This is a genomic window from Bacillus cereus group sp. BfR-BA-01524 (assembly GCF_022662595.1).
In the GTDB taxonomy this organism is placed as follows: domain Bacteria; phylum Bacillota; class Bacilli; order Bacillales; family Bacillaceae_G; genus Bacillus_A; species Bacillus_A thuringiensis_S.
Map to the genome: position 1 here is coordinate 1 of NZ_JAKUDW010000105.1, position 17,569 is coordinate 17,569.

A 17,569-nucleotide genomic window follows, 5' to 3' on the forward strand; every position below is an offset into this window, starting at 1 on the left:
ATTGCAGATACACTTAATGTTTCACCAGAGATTAATAAGGCAACAAGAGCCCCAATAATTGTGAATGGTAGCGAGAATAAAATTGCGAATGGTGCAAGGGCACCGCCAAATGTAACGACAAGAACGAAGTATACAATGGTAATCGCAGCTAACATCGCTAGGCCAAGTTGCTTGAATGATTCTTGAATATCTTTAGTAACACCGCCCATAGAAACATCTACACCAGAAGGAAGATCCATTTTATCTACTTCTTTTTGGACTGCAGCAGATGCTTTTGAAACGTCATCAGATGTTAATTTTGCACTAACCTCTGCATAAACACGGCCATCTCGGTGTGTTACTGTATTCGATGTTTCACCTTCTTTTACAGTCATAACATCTTTCACAGCTACTTCATTACCAAGTGGTGTTGTAATTTTGCGATTTGTTAAGTCATCGATTGTTTCATAATTTTGTTTTTCAGCTTCTACATATACATTGATATCTTTACCGTCTTTTTTAATAGTTGTCAGAACAGGGCGGTCATGTTGATTAGAAAGTCCCATTCCAATTTGAGCAGCCGTTAAGCCCATTTTACTTAGCTTTTCTTGATCTGCGACTAAAGTGTACTCTGCATATGTTTTTGCAATACTAGAATCTATATCTTTTAAGTCTTTATTTTTCTTCATGATATTTTGAATATCTTTTACGACAGGCTTAATGTCTTCTGAGCTTTCTCCGTAAACGTATAGTTTAATTTCATTACTACCGCCACTTGCTCCGAAGTCTTGGTTTTTCCATTCACCTTTGCCAGACATCTTCTGTAAATCTTTAACGACTTGTTCTTTTTCTTTTTCGAAGTTTTTCGTGTCGTTATCATATTGAACGAAGAACATAGCTTGATTTGTTTGACCAGGGCTCATTGGGTTCTCTCCACCTAATGAGAACTGAATTGTTTTCACGTCTTTATTATCTTGGAAGTGCTTTTCAGCTTTCGTTGCAATTTTTTCAACGTCTTCTAATGTTTGACCTGGTTCAGGTTTGTATGTTGCGATAATCATTTTTTCTTCTTCAGAAGGTAAGAAACTTACACCGATAACGGGTACAAGTGCGAGACTACCAACTAATAGAAGGACAGCAATACTAGATGTAATAATTTTGTGATTTAAAGCCCATTCAAGTATACGTTTATACCCATTTGCTAATTTGCTCGGTTTCTCTTCATGATGTACCTCTTTTTCTCTCATGCTTTCTTTCTTAAATAAGGAATGAGCAAGCATTGGTACGATTGTAACAGCCACTAGTAACGACGCTAATAAAGCGAAGACGATAGTTAAGGCAAATGGTAAGAACATTTCACCAATCATACCTTTTACAAGTCCTAGAGGTAAGAATACAGCGATTGTCACAATGGTAGAAGACATAATAGGGATAAACATTTCTTTCGTAGCTTCACGAATTAAATCTTTTCCGCGCAATTTCTCTTCTGATAACGACATACGTCGGTAAATATTTTCAATAACAACAATTGAGTCATCAACAACACGGCCTATAGCCACTGTCATTGCTCCAAGCGTCATAATGTTAAGCGTAATATCCATTTGCTTTATGACTAAAACAGCAATTAATAAAGAAAGTGGTATTGAAACGACAGAGATTAACGTTGTTCGAATATTTCGTAGGAACAGCATAATAATAACAATCGCAAAGATAGCACCGAAAATTGCTTTGCTCAGCATTGTTTCAACTGATTTTTCAATAGGTGCACCTTGGTCGAATGTTGAAATGATCTCTAAATCTTTATATTTTTTCTCAAGATTTTTTACTTTATCTTTTACTGCATTTACAACATCAACTGTATTTGCATCAGAGGCCTTCACAATTTGAATTCCAATTGCTTCTTTTCCATTTGTTCGAGAAATGGATTCTGCTTTCCCAACTTCTTTAATGTCAGCAATTTCGTCTAATGTAACTGTTGGAATTCCGTTCATAGCAGCTGGATTCATTTGCGGCGTTTGTGCACCAGCGCCAGCATTTTGACTACCTTGACCGTTAGGTGATGAAGGTATAGCTGGGATTTTGATTTCTTTTAACGCTTTAATTGTTGTAATATTGCCATCTACAACAACTGATTTTTCCGTGTCTTTAAACGTGTATAAGCCAAGTGGTAAAGATACGTCCGATCCCTTAATCACATTTTTTACAGTATCTTCACTTAGTCCTAATTCTTTCATTTTATCTTTCTTGAAGACGAGCTGTACTTCATCTACTTGTTGACCTGCAATTTGAACAGATGCAACACCATCAAGTCCTTTTAATCCTGGTACAACATTTTTCTCTACATTTTCAGTTAAGGTAGCTAAAGATTCATTCTTGCTTGCTACGCTTAACGAAATAACAGGAAAAGCATTGAAGTTTACTCGTGAAACTTTAGGATCTTTAACACCTTCTGGGAGTTTCACATTCGTGAGAGCCTCTTTAATTTCCGTTTCTGCTTTTTCCATATTTTTATCAAAATCGTATTCTACTTGAATAGAAGATGCGTTTTGAAAAGATGATGAGCTCACAACGTTAACACCGCTTAAATTTTGTAGTTGTTCTTCCATCGGCTTTGAAACTTTATCAGCTACTTCTTCTGGTGTAGCACCAGGATAGACCGTAGTTACTGTCACAATCGGTGTTGTAATATCAGGAATTGTTTCCAGCTTCATATTGAGTCCAGAGTAGATCCCTGCAATAGTAACAATAATGGTTAGTAGCCAAACTGCGAACTTATTTTTTAACGAGAAATTGATGATTTTGTTCATGTTTGCGCTCCCTTTTTATTATATTGACCAACTGGTCAGTCTAATACATAATATAACTGACCATTCGGTCAAACGTCAATAAAAAGAGATGGTATAATACATTTATAATAAGATGCGAGATTAAATTTAGGAGAGAAGATATGAAAGAAAAAGAGCGTTTAATTATAGAATCGGCTATGAAGTTGTTTGCGAATAAGGGTGTAAATACAACGTCGGTACAAGAAATCGTCACCACTTGTGGTATTTCAAAGGGAGCTTTTTATTTGTATTTTAAATCAAAAGATGAGCTTTTATTAGCGACGCTTCGATATTATTATGACAAAATCCAAAAGAAAATGCTGGATATTGAAAAAGAGTCTTTACTACCACGTGAAAAATTTGAAAAGCAATTATACTTTCAGTTTACTGATGTGCAAAAACATAAAGAATTTATTATTATGCATGCAAGAGAAAATGCCATTCCGTTTAATAAAGAAGTAGAAGAGTTTATGCTACGGATGAAGTTAGAATCTCATGCATTTTATCGAGGTAGCTTACTGTCTATTTATGGTGAAAAGGTCAGTCCATATTTATTAGATTTAGTAATTATGGTAGAAGGTATATGCCATGGTTATTTACAATTAATTATTTTAAATGAACCAGAAATTGATTTCGCTCATGTTGCTTCATTTATTTTAAAAAGAGTAGACGATTTAGTAGAAGGGCTTCTAGAATCTTCAGAAGGGCCTGTTTTAAATGAAGAAAAAATGGGAGAGTTTTTTTGTAGCTCAGAGCTTATTAAAGAACAAGTGAAAGAGCATTTTTTAAATGAAATTATTATATTAAAACGAACATTAGCAGACCAACTAGAAAATGATGAGGTTTTAGTTACTTTAGATGTTTTAGAATCCGAAATGAGAGTGCCGAATCCAAGGATTCCAGTTATTCGAGGGATGTTAGCGAATTTAGAAGCGTATAATGATTTGAAGGATTTTAGATTGAGATTAGCTCAATATTACTATATAAATTAAGGCTTTAATCAGTGGGGGTTCATTCCCACTGATTAAATTTGAAAATAGTTTTTATTTTACATTTTGAAATTTATACATGTCACCATAAGCGTTGGTGTCGTTGTATATAAACAATACAATATCTGCATTTTGTTCTTCTAGTTGCTGCTTCACACTTTTTCCTTGCGTGTAACGAGGGTCAATAAAAGTTGTTTTAGCAAAATTACGTGCAAATAAAGGATATGTAGCATCAGCATACGAATCTTTTAAGATAACAAGGTGTAAATCATTGTCCGCCTTTGTATTAATGATATTTATTTCAGGGAAATCTGTTTGATAAACATTAGCATATCCAGGAGCAGGAATATCTTTTTCTTTTCCATAAAACTGAGTCATTGATTCCTTAGCGGTATCATCTTTAATAGCGCCGTAGTAAACTGTGTAGTCGTCCCAAGATTCACCGAAATTATAGTGGACATATGGAATTTGTACGGATGAAGTATCGATTAAGCGGTACAATTGATTATTCCAGCTACCAACAAACTTTCCTTTCGGTTTTTCCCAGTTAATAGTGTAGTTGTCTTTCTTTATTGGTTGTCCTTTATATTTGTTTGAATGAGAATTAATAAAGTTCATCGTATCCTCATATGCATAAAAGGCACCTTCCATATTCCAATGATGATCTGTAGTTAAATACATTCGTTCTAGTTTTTCGTTAGTAAATCTTTCTTTAAACATTGGTAATACATCAATAATATGGAATTTCGTTGCTGTCAATTTCTCAGCAAGGTGATCCCTAAGAATTTGTTCGTAACCAAGATTTAGGTAAGAGGGAAGCTTATACTGTAACGCTGTCTGCTTACTAGGAACTAAAGAGAAATAGAATTCTGTTTGTGGAAAATCTTTTTTCAAAGTGTTTAATTCCTGAACACCAGCATCAACATCATTTAAATGATTTTCCATATTAGGTCTATTAAAAATAAATTGATCGTTTGTAACATGAATGTTGTTTACGAATGTTCGATTCATAGAGAGTTGGAATTTTATATAGCTTTCAAGAAAGAGATCCCTAGGTCCAACATGGTCTGTAAAGTGTGTTTCGATACCTTTGAATAACTCTCCAGTTTTTATGGTAGAAGCATTTACAGCAGGTCTAATTGCTAAGTTTCTGTTTTCAAATTCAGAAAATGTTTTTTTATCTATAAGGATAACTTTTGCTGTCCAAATACCCACCCCAAAAATAACTGTAAGGAACCCCATTATTAAAGTGAGGTTTTGAAATTTTTTCATAGTGAACCTCCTTTAAAAACGGAAATAAATAAATGGATTATAAGTTGCATTTGTTAGGAATACTAAAACAATGACTAGAATACTTAAATAATATACTGGCGATAAAACAGCAAATCTTTTTGTCGATAACATTTTTTGTAACCATGGGAATACGGGTGCTGCAGTAATAATAGCTAATAAGAAAATTCCCCAATAATTCATTATATAGAAGTAACTGTTAATATCTGTTAACGGACCGTTAAATCCGAACATGGATTTTAGGAATTCAAAGCAATAACTGAAGTTATCTGCACGGAAAAACACCCATCCAATAATAACTAAAAACATCACGTAAATATGTTGAAGAGGACTCCATAATTTTTGAAGTAGGTTTTCGAGTCCAGCTTTTTCAAGTGCAATTAGAACTCCATAATAAATACCCCAAATCATAAAGGTCCAACTAGCACCATGCCAAAAACCGGTTAGTCCCCATACAATGAAGAGGTTACGGTAAACTTTCCAAGTTGTAACGCGATTTCCTCCAAGTGGAATATAGACATAATCACGGAACCAAGAACCGAGCGAAATATGCCAACGACGCCAAAATTCAGAAATGGATTTTGAGATATATGGATAATTAAAGTTTTCTAGAAAATCAAATCCAAACATCTTTCCTAATCCAATTGCCATGTCACTATATCCAGAAAAATCAAAGTAAATTTGTAGCGTATAGGCAATGGCTCCCATCCAAGCTAATGATACACTCATATCAGAAGGATTCATTGCGAAGATCTCATCGGCTATAACACCTAATTGGTTAGCGATTAAAACTTTTTTACCTAAACCAATAATAAATCGGCGGACACCTTCAGAGAATTTGTCGGCATCAACAGTTCGCTCGTGTAATTGATGAGAAATTGTATTATAACGAACAATTGGTCCTGCTACTAACTGTGGAAATACAGTAAAGTATAAGGCCAAATCAAAGATATTTCGTTGAGCATCGACTTTTTTCTTATAAATATCGATAATATAACTCATCGCATGGAACGTGAAAAATGAAATACCAATTGGTAAAGGTATTTTTTCAAGAACAATATTGGTATGTAAGATAGAGTTAATATTATCTACTAAAAAGTTTGCATATTTAAAATATCCTAAAATAGCGGTGTTCATTACAATTGCAAACGTTAGTAATAATTTTCTTTGACCATTTGTGAAGCGACTATTCCCTAATAAAATCCCAAACCAATAGTTAACAAGGATAGAGAACAGCATTAGGAAAACATAAATGGGTTCGCCCCAAGCATAAAATACTAAACTAAAAAATAATAAAACTATATTTTGTAGTTCTTTGCGTACAGCATAATAAATTAAGAGTACGGCAGGTAAAAATAAACATAAAAAGACAAGGTTACTAAATACCATTTCGATTAATTCCTTTCCTATTTTATCTAAATAATACCAAAAATATCATTGAAATGTAATAATTTAAAAACCAGGATATGATTAACATATTTAATTTTTTATATTGTGGGAGATATAAAAAATCCTTGTTTATAAAAAAAGGCCGTCCCTAAATATTTTTAGGAACGGCTTTTTTACCAATATGAAATAATTTAGTTATTTTTTTCTGACCATTTTTCAACATCCCAAACCTTTGTGATCCAATCTTCATAGAATTCCGGTTCGTGACATACAAGGAGAATTGTTCCTTTATATGCTTTCATAGCCTTCTTAAGTTCTTCTTTTGCTGTAACATCAAGATGGTTTGTCGGCTCATCAAATAGTAGCCAGTTACTTTCTTCACCCATTAACTTACATAAACGAACTTTTGCTTGTTCTCCACCACTTAATTGACTTAATGGGCGAGAAATATGTTCATTTTTTAATCCGCATTTTGCTAACATCGCACGAATTTGATGCTGGTCTAGGCCAGGGAATGTATTCCATACATCATCAATTGGTGTTATATTATCAGCTTTAACTTCTTGCTCAAAGTATGCAGGCTCTAAGAAGTCACCAAGACTTGTTTTACCGTTTAAAGGTTTAATTTTACCTAAGATTGTTTTTAGTAACGTTGATTTACCAACACCATTACATCCAACAATAGCAATTTTTTCACCACGCTCAATTGTCATTGATAGCTTTGGTAGTAGCGGATGTGTATATCCGATTTCTACATTTTCACCTTCAAAGACGAAGCGACTACTTGCACGACTTTCTTTAAATGAGAATTCAGGTTTAATTGCTGTTTCCGGACGATCAATAAGTTCCATGCGATCAAGTTGTTTTTGACGACTCTTTGCACGACCTGTCGTTGAATAACGAGCCTTGTTCTTTGCAATGAAGTCTTCTTGCTTTTTGATAAACTCACGCTGCTTTTCATAAGCGTTTATATGTTGATTTTTATTGATTTCTGCTAGTTCTAGGAATTTTTCATATGTCGCTGTATAGCGCGTCATTTTTGTGAATTCTAGATGGAAAATAACATCAACACATTTGTTCATAAATTCTGTATCATGAGAAATTAATAAGAATGCATGTGGATATTCTTTTAAATAAGTTGTTAACCAATGAATATGTTCAACGTCTAAATAGTTAGTAGGTTCATCAAGCAATAACACTTCTGGTTGCTCAAGTAATAGCTTTGCAAGCAATACTTTTGTACGTTGTCCACCACTTAGTGCTGAAACATCACGATCTAAACCAATAGCATCAATTCCAAGACCACGTGCAGCCTCTTCAATTTTCATATCTAGTAAATAGAAACCACCTGCTTCAAGTGCATCTTGTATTTCTGCCATTTGTTCAAGAAGTTCTTCTAGTTCTTCTGGTGTAGCAGTTCCCATTTTTTCTGTAACTTCATTTAAAGCTGTTTCCTTTTCGAATAACGGTAAAAATGCATCCGCTAGTACGTCACGAATTGTACGTCCAGGCGTTAAAACCGTATGCTGATCTAAGTAACCGTAATGTGTGCCTGGTGTCCATTCTACACGACCTTCGTCATGAATAAGCTGACCAGTAATGATATTCATGAATGTTGATTTACCAACACCGTTTGCACCAACTAATCCAACGTGCTCACCTGCTAATAATCGCATAGATACATCTTTAAATAATGTACGATCGCCAAATGTATGTCCTAATTTTTCAACTGTTAATAAGCTCATAGTATCCTCCGTCCAACTTGAAATAGTACCTTGAATCATGATACTAAATTCTTTCATATAATGCCATCATTTCAAAATGTATATTTTTTCAAAAAAAGGGTTGCATTAATTTTCTGAAAATATATAATATAATTGAACAGCGGTTAATTAAATGTGTGAGGTATGAAATATGTCGCCAAGGAAAGCAGTTAAACAAGAACTAACAAGAGAAATGATTATGAATGTAGCTAGGGGGCTATTTATAGCACAAGGATATCAACATACTTCAATGCGCAAAATTGCAACAGAACTTGGATATAGCCATGGTTCGATTTATTATCATTTTAAAAACAAAGCAGAGCTATTTTACGCAATGGTGGAACAGGATTTTCAATTATTAAATAAAAAGTTAGATGAAATTTGTAATCAAAAATTATCGAGAGAAGAGCAACTAAGAGCAGTTTTATTCGGTTTTATTGAATTTGGTCTAAGAAATCAGAGTCATTATGAAATTATGTTTTTAATTAAAGATGCCGAATTAAAAGAGTGTTTGGCAAATAGTCCTAATGTTAGCTATGAAAAATTTGCGAAGGTTATTTCTTCTTTATGTGATGGGAAATTAAATGCGATGATAATATGGTCTGTTTTTTTATCATTACATGGATTTGTAGCACATTATTGCAGAAGTGGTCAAACGTTTGAAGAACTACAAGGTTTGGCTAAAGTACATGTAGAGTTTATTTCAAAATCGCTTCTTATGTAAGTGATTTTCTTTTTAACATTAATTGAACGATGGTTAATTAATTTAGGAGGGGATTTATAATGAAGAAGGCTTTAGTATTAGGTGCTTCTGGTTCAATGGGTTATGCAATTGTAAACGAATTATGTGACCGAGGGATTCATGTAGTTGCTTTTGCAAGAAATAAGGAGAGATTAGGTGCATTATTTTCTGGGAACAAACATGTAGAAGTTGTAGCAGGCGATGTATTTATACAAGAGGATATAATGAATGCCGCTAAAGACGTTGATATTATATTTCATGCTGTAAATATTCCGTATTCAGATTGGGAGAAACAACAAGAGAAATTATTAATAAACATATTAGAGGTATCGAAACATTACGGTATCAAACTAGGAATAGTTGATAATATTTATGCGTATGGAAGGCAAGGGGAAGGGCTTGTAAAAGAAGATGCTAAAAAGAGACCACAAACAAAGAAAGGGAAGATTCGTTTACAACTTGAAGAGATGGCAAAACAAGCTAATGTACGAATGTTTATTGCTCATTTCCCAGACTTTTATGGTCCAAATGCAGAAAATACACTTGTCCATCATACATTAAAGGGAATACTTGCAAATAAAATGTCTAGCTTTGTTGGAGATAAAAAGATTGCCCGTGAATATATTTTTACACCAGATGGTGCAAAAGCGATGGTTGAATTAGCTTCACATGATGAGGCCTATGGACAAAATTGGAACATACCAGGTTATGGTGTCATTACAGGTGAGGAAATGATTCAACACATACGGGAATTAACGGGATATACCAAACGAATAATAGCTGTAAAAAGAGGAATGATCCAGTTCATTGGTCTGTTTGATAAGCAGATGAAAGAATTTGTGGAAATGCTATATTTGACGGAAAAACCAGTTGTATTAAGCGGGGAGAAATATGAGAGGTGTATCGGGGAGATACCAAAAACTTCGTATTATAATGGGCTAAAAGAAATGATTATATCTATGCAAAAAAAGGGTGTGTAAATGTTAGGATATAAAAAAGTTACTTCTACCTATAGAAGTAACTTTTTTGTTATGCCTTTTGTTTAACTTCACTAACTTTCTTTTCAGCTACAATAAAATGTGGTCTACGTTTTGTTTCATAATAAATACGACCGATATATTCACCAATAACCCCTAGGAATATGAGTTGAATACCGCCAATAAATAGTATAGCGGAAATGAGAGTAAAGTAACCAGGAACTTCCACACCACCAAGGATGATTTGAACGAACGTAGTGATTACATATAAAAGTCCAAAAATGGTTGTTAGTAATCCAAGATATATAGATAGACGTAACGGTTTATTATTGAATGAAATTACACCATCAATTCCGTAATTTAATAATTTCGAGAAGGTCCATTTACTTTCTCCATCAGAACGTAATACATTTTCATATTCAATGATTAATTCGTTATAACCAATCCAAGAGAATAAGCCCTTCGAAAATCGGTTGTATTCACTTAAGGATACTAAAGAATCCACTGCTCTTCGGCTTAAAAGTCTAAAGTCACCAATACCATCTACTAATTCAATATCTACAAATTTATTCATTACTTTATAGTAAAGACGAGAGACGAAAGAGCGAACGGGTGAATCACCAGTTCTTGTCCTTTTTGCAATGACTTGGTCGTAGCCGTCGTTATATCCTTCTAACAGTTCTTTTATTAATGTAGGAGGGTGTTGTAAGTCAGCATCCATAATAACGATTGCATCGCCTGTAGCATATTTTAAACCTGCTAACATTGCAGCTTCTTTTCCGAAGTTTCGACTAAACGATATATAGTGTACCGATGAATCTGCACTAGCTAAATCACGTAAAATATTTAAGGTATCATCTTTACTACCATCATTAACAAAAACAAATTCATAATCGGTAGTTAATTTATGAATTTCAAGAGAAGTCTCTGAATAAAAGGCACGAAGCACCTTTTCCTCATTGTAGCATGGTACTACTATTGAAAGGGTCATGTTAGGACCTCCTTAGGTGTAATTTTAAACTGGGCATGAAGTAAAAGTGAAGCAATCATCTTCAACTTTTACTTCACTTCATTTTAATAACTTTTTTTAAAACGATTTTTTAATTTTGAATATCTTTTCGTATCTCCAAGAACTAGAAGCGAGATGCAAATGATAAATGAAATGATAGAAATAACGAGACCCATTTTGAAATAAGGTGTGACGTATTTCATTTCAACTACATGTTGCCCTTTGGAAATAGGAACGCCAATAAAGGCGGAATTAGCCTTCGTAAATTCCGTTTCTTTACCGTCAACTTTTATTGACCATCCTTTACTATACGGTACCGATAAATATAGTAATCCATCCTTAGTGGAATTAATCTCACCTTTTAAGGAGTTACCTTCATAGTAAATGTTTTGTAGACTATTTTCTTTTAAAGTATTTACTTTTTTAGGGACAGTCTGATAGTTAGTACTGTTGATTTGTAAGTCTTTCAACTCATATTGACCAGGAGTAGGAATAGAAATGATTAGCTCGGTTGGCTTCGCATCTTTTCCTAAGTTGTAAACAAATCTTTCTAACGGATAAGCATAAGCTCCATCCTCATTACCTTTTATCATAGATTTGTCATTCACGGTAACTCCAAATGATTCCTTGTTTATATTTCTAATTTTAATTTCAACAAGAAGATCACCTAACATATCGTTATTATCAATAGGTACTATTATACGCCCATTTTCATGAACAGTGAGTATATCTTTCTCTTTCTCTATATTTTCCCACTTCATTTTATTTGGATTAATCTTAATTTGTTTTGAATCTAGCTGTTTTGTATTAAATTGTTTTAATGGAAGACTTCCAACATCATTTACAACTACAGCATCTAATAAAAGTTGATCTTTCTCAGCAAAATTAAGTTTTGAAAATTCTTCATCACTTATTCCAGCTTCGTATACATAGCCTAATGGTAGTGCAAATTCATTTTTATAAATGTTGTAAGGACCTACTTGTTGTAAATGCTTATAGCCATAAGGAATTTCGGTTTTATTAGCACCTTCACTTAGTACATAATATTTTACCCCTAGCATGTTCTCAAGGAATAATCGTTTATCTAACTGGAAGAACATAGATGGGCTATCATATCCTTGGAAAACATTGTACTTATTCTTCATAAAGTCATGAACATGATAATTGACTAAGCTTTGATAAGTACTTGTACCATGATAACCTTGCAACATCGGCGTATTTTTATAATTATTGTTTGGATTGATAATTCGATAAAAATCTTTATCTTGATTTTGTATATAACGAATTGCGTCAATTTCATCCTTATTATCAAGACCTGGCCCATGTAATGATTCTTTTGTCACGCCTGCTTGATTAAAGTGTTTACTAAGAGCAAAATCTGAATAGAAGTAATTAATAAATATTACATTGACGAGTACATTTAATACAATGAAACATTGTAAGGCTACTTTTGATAAATAGCGCCATAGTAATATTGTAATAATAGATAATACAGTAGTGCAAATTAAAATTTTATCAATCGTTTGTAGCGGCTGTGCGTTTATATTTACTTTTCTATAGAATGCGTAAATAAATAATGCTGTTGCTAGCAAAGGACCTATTAAAGAATTGACATTCTTTTTGTGGAGCAGCATCCAATCTAAAATGTAGGCGACAGTTTGCGCAACCACAAATGCAAATAAGTAAAACCATCTGTATTGCATAGCAGAAAAGCCATTAAATACGGAATACGTATATGGAAGCATATATAGCACTAACATAAACCCAGTAAAGAGCAATTTATTTGTGACAAGTTTATTGCGTATTAGAAGCGCGCTAGTAATAAGGAAGAGGATGAAAACAGGGAATGCAAGCTGATAATCCTCTGTATTATTAATGAAAAAGATACTTTCCATTAAGTTTTTATAAAACGTATCTTCAAAAAATAACGGTATAGTAAATTTTGTAGCGAGTCGATCGGAACTAAATACACCATTTACAGATGGTATAAAGCAAACAGCAGATAAACCTAGTGATAAAGCATATAGAAAAGCAATTCTAATATAATAAATTATAAATGTTTTAATTGTTTTGTTCTGCTGTGTAGCGAAATATTGGAAAAAGGCATAAATATAGATAAAAATACTAGTAATGAAAGCGAAATAGAAATTTGATGCAAGCATAAGTGCTGTTGCAAACAGGAATAATCCCTTTTTTCGCTCTAAAATATATTTATCTAATCCCCATATTACTAAAGGTAAAAACACTATAGCATCTGCCATGAAATCCCATAATAAAGAATGGCGAATGAAAGTTACACATCCTCCATATATAATGGCAGAAATGAAAGAAGAAAAAATAGTTTTATTGTGATAACGTAAAGAACCATACATGAATAACATCGCTAATGTACTTTTTAAAATACTCATATATAGCTTCATCTCAAAGATTTGGTCAAAATTTAGTTTAGGAAGTAGAAGTGTAAGCCAGAAAAATGGTGCTGTACTATAGTAATAACTAAATTCTCCGAATAAATCTCCACCTAATCCATAATCCCAAGACCAAAATAAATTCCCATCTTTAAATGCGTGTTGTAAAAGGAATGTAAAGAAACTGAATTGTGATAATGCATCTCCCGTACTAGAAAATACACTGTCTGATTTTAGGAAAAAGTAATGAAAAGCAAATGCACATATTATTAATAATGGAATAATAATAAGTGTGCTTTTAGTGAAAAATGTTCTTTTATTTACTTCTGAAGTCATTAAATAAATAAGCCTCCTTAAATGCAATTGCCACATTCTTCATCTCTGGATATCGTTTTAGGATGAAGAAAAACTATGTATGAATCGGCGATTTTTAATAGTATTAATAAAGTGTTCATTTGTGCAATTTGTGTTAAATTTAGGGCGTGAATAGTTAATATTTACATGAAGAATTAACTATGAATTACCTTAATAATAGCTGTTGTACATCTAGTGCTGTTCGTTTCCAAGTATAATCATTCCAGAAAGGCAAGTCAATTTAAGATATAGATTGGAAAAGGGCTCATTTTTTAAGTGAAGAAGATAAAAATAAAAACTTCAAATTTGATTTGAAGTTTTTATTTTTATTTATTTTCGAGCCAGTTTTTTATTTATAAATCCTAAAATCAATCCGCGTATTTGTGGATCGATTGCAAGACCGATAATACCGTATAATATACCAGTAATTGTTAAAGCAACTAGTGGCGGTAAGGTAATTAATATTGTACGGTATAGAATATAGCTGATTATAAAGGCTAAGGTATTGAATATAATCCCTTTAAATAGTAAAGAGAAGCCTTTACGAACAAATAGAGTGAATCCGATTAATAACGTAATCTCGGTAAGGATAGCGGCAATAGCGGCTCCCATCATTCCAAACTGACCACCTAAGACGATGTAACTTATAACGGCAACAGCTAGTCCGATTCCCATTGTTGTTGCGCGTTTCCATTGTTGACCAATTGTCGTTAAATTATCAGCAAGTGGATAGTTAATAGATTGTAGAATGACCATAAAGGCTAAAATGGCAAGAGCATCACCAGCTGGAGCATATTCTTCACCTAACAAAGTAACAATCCAAAAGCTTGGATCAGCGATAAATGGAATGGAGATCCCCATTCCTAAGAAAGACATCAGTTTTAATTCAAACTGAGATAGTTTTCTATGTTCATCAATATTCTTTTCATTTCCAAACGCAAATAATTTTGGATAGAAGGCTGCTGCAATTACACCAGGTATTTGATAAAGGACTGCAGGTATTTTCGATGCAGCTCCAAAGAATCCAACTTGCTCATACGTCGAAACTTTTTCTAATATAATAGGGCCTAACTGTGGTAAAAGCATAATGATAATGCCATTGATTGTGAAAATCAGCAGTTGATCTAAAATTCCTTTGTCCCAGCCCTTATGAACTGTCGTATGGCGGAGTACCATTATGAAGGCGATGACTCCTGTTACAAGACTAGATATCCCATACATGGCAGCGACTGTCATAAGTGACCATTTCAACGACATTCCTAGTAGAAGCGCAGCTGCGGCTGTTACACCTTGTAGTACAGAAATAATCGCTGTAAATTGCATACGTTCTGTTACTTGGAAATAAGCCATTCCAACGCCTTGTAAAGTTGCTCCAAACATTGTCGGTAGTACAACCCAATATACCATGGCACGTAAGTAGACATCCGTATAGAAGAACTGAGCAAAAATAGCGAAGAGTACAGAAATTACGACAGCTAATACGAAACGAATGCGTAAATAACTACTGATTAGTACGCTAATATTTGCATCCTTTCTTGTTCCTTCACGCATAAACGTATGTGTCAAACCTGCATCTGTGAAATAACAAATAACAGCGGAAACTGCTAATGCAGTTGTAAACATTCCATACTCACCAGGAGAAACGTATCTTGCAAAGAGAATCGTCGCGATAGCAAGTACAAATCGAACAGTAATATTTCCTACAAATAGGTAGGAGGCATTTTTAAGAATCTTATTTGTTTTCATGAGAAAAAACCTTTCTATTCTTTAGGACTTTTTTAGTTTGTCCTATTTGTAAATTTGATTTGTTTACGGAAAGAGAGGTGAGTACTATATTTTCGGTTTAAGAAAACAGAAATTTAATTCGCACAAACCAAAGCATTGCATATAGTTTTTTACTACGCTTTCCGTTTTTTGAATAGATTTTACGGCAATATTTCTTTATATCTTTTTTGATTAATTGAACTTGAGCATTATCCAATTGAGAGTTTTCTTTAATGTATATACAAGCATTATTGATAACCGTATAAGGGAATAAATAAGTCTCAAGAATCTCAATAAGTGACTGAGGGTCTTTCGTAATGAAGTCTTGAGATTTATTATGTACCCAGTCTTTCATACGATTGAATACTTCCAGTTCTTTAGTGGTTTTTAATTCGTAATCTTTATATTTAGAAGAAAGATTTCCTTCCGATAAGATTCTATAATATGTTAAGTATTCATCGACATAGCATACATTTGTCACACTCATTAGTTTAAATAAAAACTCCAAGTCTTCTCCCCAGCTACATCCTGGTGTAAAACGGATATTATGATTCATTGCGATAGAGCGTTTGAAAATCCAAGTACTTGTTTGAGCAACAACTTGGTGTGTTAAGAATGCTTTTGCCATATCACCTTTAATAAAGTTTGTTGTATGCTCAACCTTTTCACCTGTTTCTTCGTAGAAATTCATATAACCACAATAGCACGCGTCCATGTTGTTTTTATGCATACTCTCGATTTGTTTCTCAATTTTAGTTGGATGCCATAAGTCATCACTATCAAGGAAAGCGACATATTCTCCGCTAGCATTTTCAATCCCTGTATTACGAGCTACTGAAACACCTTGGTTTTTTTGGTGAACGTATTTTACTTGACCCGGATATTTTTCTGCAAGATTTTTTACGATAGAAGGTGATTGATCTTTACTTCCATCATCTACAATTACAATTTCAATGTTTTTATATGTTTGATCCAGTATTGACTGCATTGTTTCTTCAATATATTTTTCTGTGTTATACAGGGGTATGACAACAGAAACAAGTTGTTTTTGTTCCATCATAGAATTTTTATCTCCTCAAATTTTTTATGTCTTGCACCATATATACAAGCCTTTTGAAAGGAAGAAGATTACAAGAACATCTGTATCAGTTTAACGCATATAAACTTTGTAAATCAACTTTCTATTATTGTACTTTGTATAAAAAGTATTTATTATAGAATATATTGTCTTGTAAAAATATAGAAATATAATTTGAAAATTATGTATTTGAAGGGAGAAGATGAGATGTTAAGGCGATTTACTCGCAAATCTAATGTAATTCTTTTAGGGATTATTATGATAGTCGGTTTTGCGCTTCGTTTTGCAACTTTACAAACACATGGTGCAGATTTGACTCTAGCTAGCGATGATCTAGGCTATCAAAAAACGGCAAATATTTTATTGGAAACAGGAATGTTAACATATCATGAGCCGGATAAACCAACTATTCATATTATGCCAGGTTTTCCAGCGTTTTTAGCTACTGTATTTTACTTTTTTGGAAATGGCAATGAAGGCCTTTTTGTAGCTAAATTAATTATTATCCTATTAGGGGTACTTAGTATTTTACTAACTTATAAGATTGGTACTTATTTATTGAATCCCGCTGCAGGATTAATAGGTGCTTTCTTATTAGCTGTGTATCCTCCAGAGATTGTTGTGGAAAATTTAACTTTAACAGAAGGACCGTTTCTATTCTTTTCATTGGGATTATTATATTGGAGCTTAAAATTAGCTGATACTCATAAAACGAAACATTTTCTAATTGTATTAATTTTCTACTTTTTAGCATTGTACTTACGCGTACAAGTTGCTTTATATCCAATACCATTATTTATATATCTCTTAATGAAGCGCTATCCATTCCGCATTATGATGAAGCAAGCGATTATAAGTATAGGAATAGGACTTATCGTACTTGGACCATGGTGGGCCCGCAATTACATTCAATTTGATAAGTTTATTCCACTAACTGCTGGGGCAGGGAATCCGTTATTACTTGGAACGTATCAAGGGAAAGGTTACCCAGAAGGTAAGAAT

Annotated in this window: 12 protein-coding genes; 4 read left to right on the forward strand and 8 right to left on the reverse strand. The window is 33.3% G+C overall.

Features of this window, described 5'->3' with window-relative positions:
- A partial coding sequence (locus MR170_RS25500; RefSeq protein ID WP_242309873.1) for an efflux RND transporter permease subunit occupies positions 1–2,786 on the reverse strand: 2,786 nt, incomplete at its 3' end.
- Between the two features lie 140 nt (positions 2,787–2,926).
- Here MR170_RS25500 and MR170_RS25505 point away from each other — a divergent pair.
- Complete coding sequence (locus MR170_RS25505) at positions 2,927–3,796, forward strand: TetR/AcrR family transcriptional regulator (protein ID WP_242309876.1); 870 nt, start codon at positions 2,927–2,929, stop codon at positions 3,794–3,796.
- A gap of 51 nt (positions 3,797–3,847) precedes the next feature.
- On the opposite strand, the gene MR170_RS25510 is transcribed toward MR170_RS25505, so the two are convergent.
- The 3 genes from MR170_RS25510 to MR170_RS25520 form a co-directional block, all read right to left on the reverse strand.
- The gene (locus tag MR170_RS25510; RefSeq protein ID WP_098852040.1) at positions 3,848–5,065 is read right to left on the reverse strand and encodes an alginate O-acetyltransferase AlgX-related protein; all 1,218 of its coding nucleotides are present in this window, start codon (positions 5,063–5,065) and stop codon (positions 3,848–3,850) included.
- A 12-nt stretch (positions 5,066–5,077) separates the two neighbouring features.
- Complete coding sequence (locus MR170_RS25515; RefSeq protein WP_016079569.1) at positions 5,078–6,472, reverse strand: MBOAT family O-acyltransferase; 1,395 nt, start codon at positions 6,470–6,472, stop codon at positions 5,078–5,080.
- Positions 6,473–6,663: 191 nt separating this feature from the next.
- On the reverse strand, positions 6,664–8,217 hold the full coding sequence (locus MR170_RS25520) for an ABC-F family ATP-binding cassette domain-containing protein (RefSeq protein WP_016079570.1): 1,554 nt from the start codon (positions 8,215–8,217) through the stop codon (positions 6,664–6,666).
- Positions 8,218–8,386: 169 nt separating this feature from the next.
- On the opposite strand from MR170_RS25520, the gene MR170_RS25525 reads away from it, so the two are divergent.
- Positions 8,387–8,959, forward strand: a complete 573-nt coding sequence (locus MR170_RS25525) for a TetR/AcrR family transcriptional regulator (protein WP_000074955.1) — start codon at positions 8,387–8,389, stop codon at positions 8,957–8,959.
- A gap of 59 nt (positions 8,960–9,018) precedes the next feature.
- On the forward strand, positions 9,019–9,957 hold the full coding sequence (locus MR170_RS25530; RefSeq protein ID WP_063549215.1) for an SDR family NAD(P)-dependent oxidoreductase: 939 nt from the start codon (positions 9,019–9,021) through the stop codon (positions 9,955–9,957).
- Between the two features lie 49 nt (positions 9,958–10,006).
- Here the strand turns inward: MR170_RS25530 and MR170_RS25535 are convergent, their stop codons facing one another.
- From MR170_RS25535 to MR170_RS25550, 4 genes are all read right to left on the reverse strand, one after another.
- Positions 10,007–10,945: a glycosyltransferase family 2 protein gene (locus tag MR170_RS25535; protein ID WP_043935117.1), complete on the reverse strand. Its 939-nt coding sequence runs from the start codon at positions 10,943–10,945 to the stop codon at positions 10,007–10,009.
- 83 nt (positions 10,946–11,028) lie between these two features.
- Positions 11,029–13,707: a YfhO family protein gene (locus tag MR170_RS25540; protein ID WP_043935116.1), complete on the reverse strand. Its 2,679-nt coding sequence runs from the start codon at positions 13,705–13,707 to the stop codon at positions 11,029–11,031.
- Between the two features lie 348 nt (positions 13,708–14,055).
- Positions 14,056–15,471 carry an oligosaccharide flippase family protein gene (locus MR170_RS25545; RefSeq protein WP_029443701.1) on the reverse strand — a complete coding sequence of 472 codons (1,416 nt, stop codon included), beginning with the start codon at positions 15,469–15,471 and terminating at the stop codon, positions 14,056–14,058.
- Between the two features lie 97 nt (positions 15,472–15,568).
- A complete protein-coding gene (locus MR170_RS25550) occupies positions 15,569–16,549 on the reverse strand; it encodes a glycosyltransferase family 2 protein (protein ID WP_029443700.1) in 981 nt (326 codons plus the stop codon).
- Positions 16,550–16,774: 225 nt separating this feature from the next.
- Between MR170_RS25550 and MR170_RS25555 the strand changes: the two genes are divergently transcribed.
- On the forward strand, positions 16,775–17,569 hold a 795-nt coding region (locus MR170_RS25555), incomplete at its 3' end, for a glycosyltransferase family 39 protein (protein WP_242309878.1).